This is a genomic window from uncultured Campylobacter sp., assembly GCF_937890585.1.
Classification (GTDB): Bacteria; Campylobacterota; Campylobacteria; order Campylobacterales; family Campylobacteraceae; genus Campylobacter_A.
Genome location: NZ_CALACG010000057.1, coordinates 1 through 5307 on the forward strand (window position 1 = coordinate 1; position 5307 = coordinate 5307).

Below are 5307 nucleotides of genomic sequence, written 5' to 3' on the forward strand. Positions count from 1 at the left end.
ATAAAAATATACAAAAAATGTAAATGGCAAGAATAAAAATATAAATTCGTAAGAGTTAAAAAGCATTGACGCATCCGTTAAATTTTTGGTGAGATTATAATAAACATTGGCTAATCACTAGCTAAAATTTACCGGATCTATATCGATATCGCTAAGCTCGCTTTTGCAGAGGTTTGCCGCTTTTAAAAGCATGGTGTGCGAGTTTGAACGAAGTAAAATTTCATATCTAAATTTACCCATAAGATACTCAGCTTGGCACTTGCCGTATCCAACGATCTCTAGCTCATCGCTTTTTAGTGGCTCTAGCCTTTGCACAAATTCGTTCATTGCACCCTTTGCCGTGCTCTCATCTTTATGCGAAACGGCCACGCGAAGTAGCCTAGTAAATGGCGGATAAAGAGCTTCTCTAAAAGGTATCTCATCCTTTAAAAATGCGTCATAGTCACTGATATAGCTTTCGAAAAACTCCCTTTGCTTGCTTTGGATGATGACCCTGCCAGCTCCGTTTCTGCCGGCTCTTCCAGCTACTTGCATGGCAAGGGCGAGTGTCCGCTCTCTAGCTCTAAAATCAGGAAAATTTAAAAGCTCGTCAAAGCCCATGATGACGGCTAGCTCGACGTTGTGATAGTCATGCCCCTTGCTTAGCATCTGCGTGCCTAGCAGGATGTCTATCTTGCCGTCGTTAAATTCTTTTAAAGCCTTTACGAGCTTATTTTGCGTCGTGATCTCGTCTCTATCAAATTTAGCGATCCTAGCGTTTGCAAACTCAGCTTGCAGTCTCTCAAGAAGCTCGCTCGTGCCGATTTTTTTAGCTTCTATCATCTCGCTACCACACTGGTGGCAGGTCTTTGGCACGGCCATTTTGTGCTCGCAGTATTGGCACTTTAGTACGTTTTGCTTTTTATAGTAGCTCATGCCGATGCTACAAAATGGACACTTCACTGTCTCGCCACAGTTTTTGCAGACAAGATATTTGAAATTTGCCCTTGTTGGCAGGCAGATGACGGCTTGTTTTTTGTTTTCAAGCATCTTTGCGATCTGCTCTTTTAAAATTTCGCTTATGCCAGTCTCACTCTCGTCAAATATATAGCTCTTTTGCGACGCAAAATATGTCCCCTTTAGGCGAAAACATTCTTGCTTGTAAAAGCTAGTGAGGCTTGGCGTGGCGCTTCCAAGTACCACTTGCAGGTCAAATTTGCTAGTTAGAAAGAGAGCTAGGTCTCTTGCGTTGTAGTGGGGTTTTGAGCCAGTGTTTTTGTAGCTATCGTCGTGTTCTTCGTCGATGATGATGAGTTTTAGCCGCTCAAGTGGCAAAAATAGGGCAGACCTAGCTCCAGCTATTAGCCTTGCTTTGCTGCTTTTAATGTCTTTTAAAATTTGCTCTTTTTTCTTTGGCGTGATCTTTGAGTGCCACACAGCCACAGCCTCGCCAAAGAAGCTCTCTAGGCGCTTTTGCATCTGCGGGGTTAGTGAAATTTCAGGCATTAAAAATAGCGCTTGGCCGCCTGCGTTTAAAATTTCTCTGATTTTAGCGATGTAAATTTCACTTTTGCCACTTCCAGTGTCGCCAAAGATGAGTGAGCTTTTTCGCTCGTTTATAAAATTTAGTGCTTCAAGCTGCTTTGGGCTTAAATTTGGCGATTTAAAGTCGGTTGTGCCACTATAAATTTCATCGTCTATAAGGCTTTGTGGCTCAAATAAATTTATAGCCACGCCAAGCTCGCAGGTGTAGTAGTAGGCGATAAATTTAGCCAAAGTTACTTGGATGTCGTTTAGCTTGATGGGTAAAATTTCATCAATAAAGCTTGTTTTAAAGCTTGGCTCATCCACTTCGCGCAGTATAAAGCCAACTAGGCTTTTGCCTCTAAGTTTTGCAGTGACGGCGCGAAATGGCACAATATCTAGCTCGCTTTTATATGTGAGCGCAGCTAAATTTACCCCGCTAAATACGACCTCGTAGTATCTCATCACTCAAGGGCGCTACAAAGTCCGTCGCTGCTCGTGCAGTCAAATTCGCCAGTGGTTTTGTTATAAGTGAAATTTGCTGTTTGTCCGTCTAGTTTGAAGGTATAAGTTGTTGCTCCAGTTTTATGCCAGCCGTTTTTTGTGCCGCTGTCTTTGACTGGGACGCTCACAACGTTTTGAAAAAGGTTGCTTCCTGGGCTCTCGAGCGTGTCAGGGTACTTTGGAGTACCTTTTAGAACGCTATCGTTGTATTTTAGCGAGATGCCACTTTTTATGGCAGCTATTTGTGTTCTTGCGTTTGCGACTATGGCGTCGCCTCTAGTGAAGAAAAGCTTTGGTATAGCAATAGCGCTCAAGACGCCAAGTATGACGATGACAAATATAATTTCTATTAGGGTAAAAGCTCTTTTTTTCATTTATTTTCCGGTTTTAGTATCTCTTCTATCTCTTTTGTGACGTCCTTTACGACGCGCAAATTTGTGTAGCTCTCGTAGCTCTTTTCGACAAAGGCGTTTATAAGCTCACGAGGCTCGATAAATTTCTTTCCCCCCATAAATTTCTGCCAGTCGCGCTCGAAAATTTCAGCAAAATCATCATCAAGTGTGATCGTATAGTCGCGAGATGATACGGTGAGCGTGATCTGTTTCATATTTTATGCCAAAAAGGTCTAGCTTATCTGCCAAGGACGGCTTCGATCTTTTTCATTACATCATCAGTTTCGCTATTTTTCTTATCAAGGTCCTCTTCTAGACGCATTATTTGATTAGTCTTTGCCTCGTTTTGCGCTTTTAGTGTCACTATCTCGTTGTGTAGCTCCTCATTTGTCTTGCAAAGTTCGTCGTATTTTTTGATCAGTTCATTTACTTTGTCTGTCAGGCTTTCTAGTATTGCGCTATCTTCAAACATAAAGGTTCCTTTAAAATAATAATTAATGCCGTATTCTAACATGCAGAGGCTAAATTCTTTTTAAAATTCTCATTTGACAAAGCACTATCTTTGCTATAAAATTCACCCAAATTTAAAGGCGATCAATGAGTAAATTTGAAATTTCATCTAAATTTAGCCCAAGCAGCGACCAAGCAAGAGCGATAAAAGAGATAGTAAAAAGTATAAAATCAGGCAATAAATACCAAACTCTTCTAGGCGTGACAGGGTCTGGCAAGACCTTTACCATGGCAAACGTCATACGTGAGCTAAATATGCCAACGCTCATCATGACACATAACAAATCCCTTGCCGCGCAGCTTTACAGCGAATTTAAGGGCTTTTTCCCAAAAAACCATGTCGAGTACTTCATAAGCTACTACGACTACTACCAGCCAGAGGCCTACATCCCAAGAAGCGACCTATATATAGAAAAGGACAGCTCGGTAAATGAGGAGCTTGAGCGCCTGCGCCTAAGTGCGACGGCTAGCTTGCTAAGCTTTGACGACGTTGTCTGCGTGGCCTCTGTCTCTGCAAACTACGGCCTTGGTAATCCAAGCGAGTATAAAGGCATGGTCGCCTACCTAAATGTCGGACAGAAATTTAGCCAAAGAAAGCTTTTGGAGCAGCTTGTCGATATGGGCTATAAGCGCAATGACAACTACTTTGATAGGGGCGACTTTCGTGTAAATGGCGATGTGGTGGATATTTACCCAGCTTATTACAACGACGAAGCCCTAAGGGTCGAGTTTTTTGGTGATGAGATCGATGCGATGTATCATTTTGACGTGCTTGATAACAAAAGGCTAAAGGATATCTCTAAATTTACACTTTACGCTACCAGCCAGTTTATCGTGGGCGCTGATAGGCTAAAGATCGCGATGAAAGAGATCGAAGAGGAGCTTGATGCGCGCTTAAAAGAGTTTAACGAGCAGGGCAAGCTAGTTGAGGCGCAGAGACTAAAGCAAAGAGTGGAGTTTGACCTTGAGATGATGGCGAGCACTGGCATGTGTAAAGGTATCGAAAACTACGCACGCCATCTAACCGGTCAAAAGGCTGGAGAGACGCCATACTCGATGTTTGACTACTTTGAGATAAGCGGCGAAGACTATCTGGTTATCGTCGATGAGAGTCACGTGAGTTTGCCGCAGTTTAGGGGCATGTATGCAGGCGATAGGAGCCGTAAAGAGGTGCTTGTGGAGTATGGATTTCGTTTGCCATCAGCGCTTGATAACAGGCCGCTTAAATTCGATGAGTTTATAAGCAAAAAGGCGAAATTTCTCTTTGTCTCAGCCACACCAAACGAATACGAGCTTGGTATCAGCCAGGGGCACGTCTATGAGCAAATTTTGCGACCTACGGGACTACTTGATCCGATCATCGAGATAAAAGATAGTGACAATCAAGTAGAGGCGCTATTTGACGAGGCAAAGGCAGTTATCGCTAGAGGTGAGCGCGTGCTAGTTACAGTGCTAACTAAAAAGATGGCCGAGGAGCTAAGCCGCTACTACATCGAGCTTGGCATCAAGGTCAAGTATATGCACTCAGACATCGACGCGATCGAGCGAAATGAGATCATTAGAGGGCTTAGAAGCGGTGAATTTGACATGCTAATAGGCATAAATTTGCTTCGTGAGGGGCTTGACCTGCCTGAAGTGAGCCTGATAGCCATAATGGACGCTGATAAAGAGGGCTTTTTACGCTCTACGACGAGCCTTATACAGACGATGGGGCGAGCGGCCAGAAATGTAAATAGCAAGGTGCTCATGTTTGCCAAAAAGATAACAAAATCGATGAAAGAGGCGATCGATACGACGACAGCTAGGCGTAAATTTCAAGATGAATACAACAAAGCTCACGGCATCACGCCACACTCTGCCAGCAGAAATATCGAAGAGAGCTTACACGTCGAGGATGATGGCGAAATTTACAAGCGCGGTAAGAATTTAGAAAAGATGCCAGCTAGCGAGCGCGCTGCGATAGTAAAAGAGCTAAGAAAGCAGATGCTTGAAGCGGCGGCGCAGCTGGAGTTTGAGAAGGCGGCGGCGTTACGTGATGAGATAGCAAAGATGAGAAAGTTATAAGCGTTGTCTTTTGTGTATCTTTAAATGAGCTTGCTAAAATTTTGCTCGACAGACTATGTGTCTAGTCTGCGCAAAATTTAACTGCGCAACATTCAAATCTATCACAAAATACTGCCGCTAAATAAAATTAAATTTTAATGTTTCGCGCATTTAGTATTTTTTATACACTCCCTTGTTTCTGCTCATCCGCCTTGTCTCCTCGTGGCGAAGTCTCGTTGCGAGCAAAGCGAAGCAAAAAACAAAAATTTTCTTGTCTTAATTGCTTAAATTTATTTGTTCTATCTTCAAAATTTCTTCGTAGCATTTAAAATCATCACAAGATACTTTGCCTTGA

The 5307-nt window shown here is 42.9% G+C and carries 5 protein-coding genes; 1 reads left to right on the forward strand and 4 read right to left on the reverse strand.

The window, feature by feature from the left end:
- Positions 1–117: 117 nt before the first annotated feature.
- The 4 genes from Q0296_RS01460 to Q0296_RS01475 are packed head-to-tail and all read right to left on the reverse strand — an operon-like array spanning position 118 to position 2871.
- Entirely contained in the window at positions 118–1968 is a 1851-nt protein-coding gene (locus tag Q0296_RS01460) for a primosomal protein N' (RefSeq protein ID WP_298035841.1), read from the reverse strand.
- Positions 1968–2381, reverse strand: coding sequence for a type II secretion system protein (locus Q0296_RS01465; protein ID WP_298035835.1), 414 nt, complete (start codon positions 2379–2381; stop codon positions 1968–1970). The genes Q0296_RS01460 and Q0296_RS01465 overlap by 1 nt, the downstream gene beginning before the upstream one ends.
- Positions 2378–2614 carry a hypothetical protein gene (locus Q0296_RS01470; RefSeq protein ID WP_012001557.1) on the reverse strand — a complete coding sequence of 79 codons (237 nt, stop codon included), beginning with the start codon at positions 2612–2614 and terminating at the stop codon, positions 2378–2380. Before Q0296_RS01470 ends, Q0296_RS01465 begins: the two co-directional genes overlap by 4 nt.
- A gap of 23 nt (positions 2615–2637) precedes the next feature.
- Positions 2638–2871 (reverse strand): hypothetical protein, encoded by a 234-nt coding sequence (locus Q0296_RS01475; protein WP_298035837.1) that lies wholly within the window; start codon positions 2869–2871, stop codon positions 2638–2640.
- Positions 2872–2996: 125 nt separating this feature from the next.
- Here Q0296_RS01475 and uvrB point away from each other — a divergent pair, with 125 nt between their 5' ends.
- The gene (gene uvrB / locus Q0296_RS01480; protein ID WP_298035838.1) at positions 2997–4973 is read left to right on the forward strand and encodes an excinuclease ABC subunit UvrB; all 1977 of its coding nucleotides are present in this window, start codon (positions 2997–2999) and stop codon (positions 4971–4973) included.
- Positions 4974–5307: the final 334 nt, after the last annotated feature.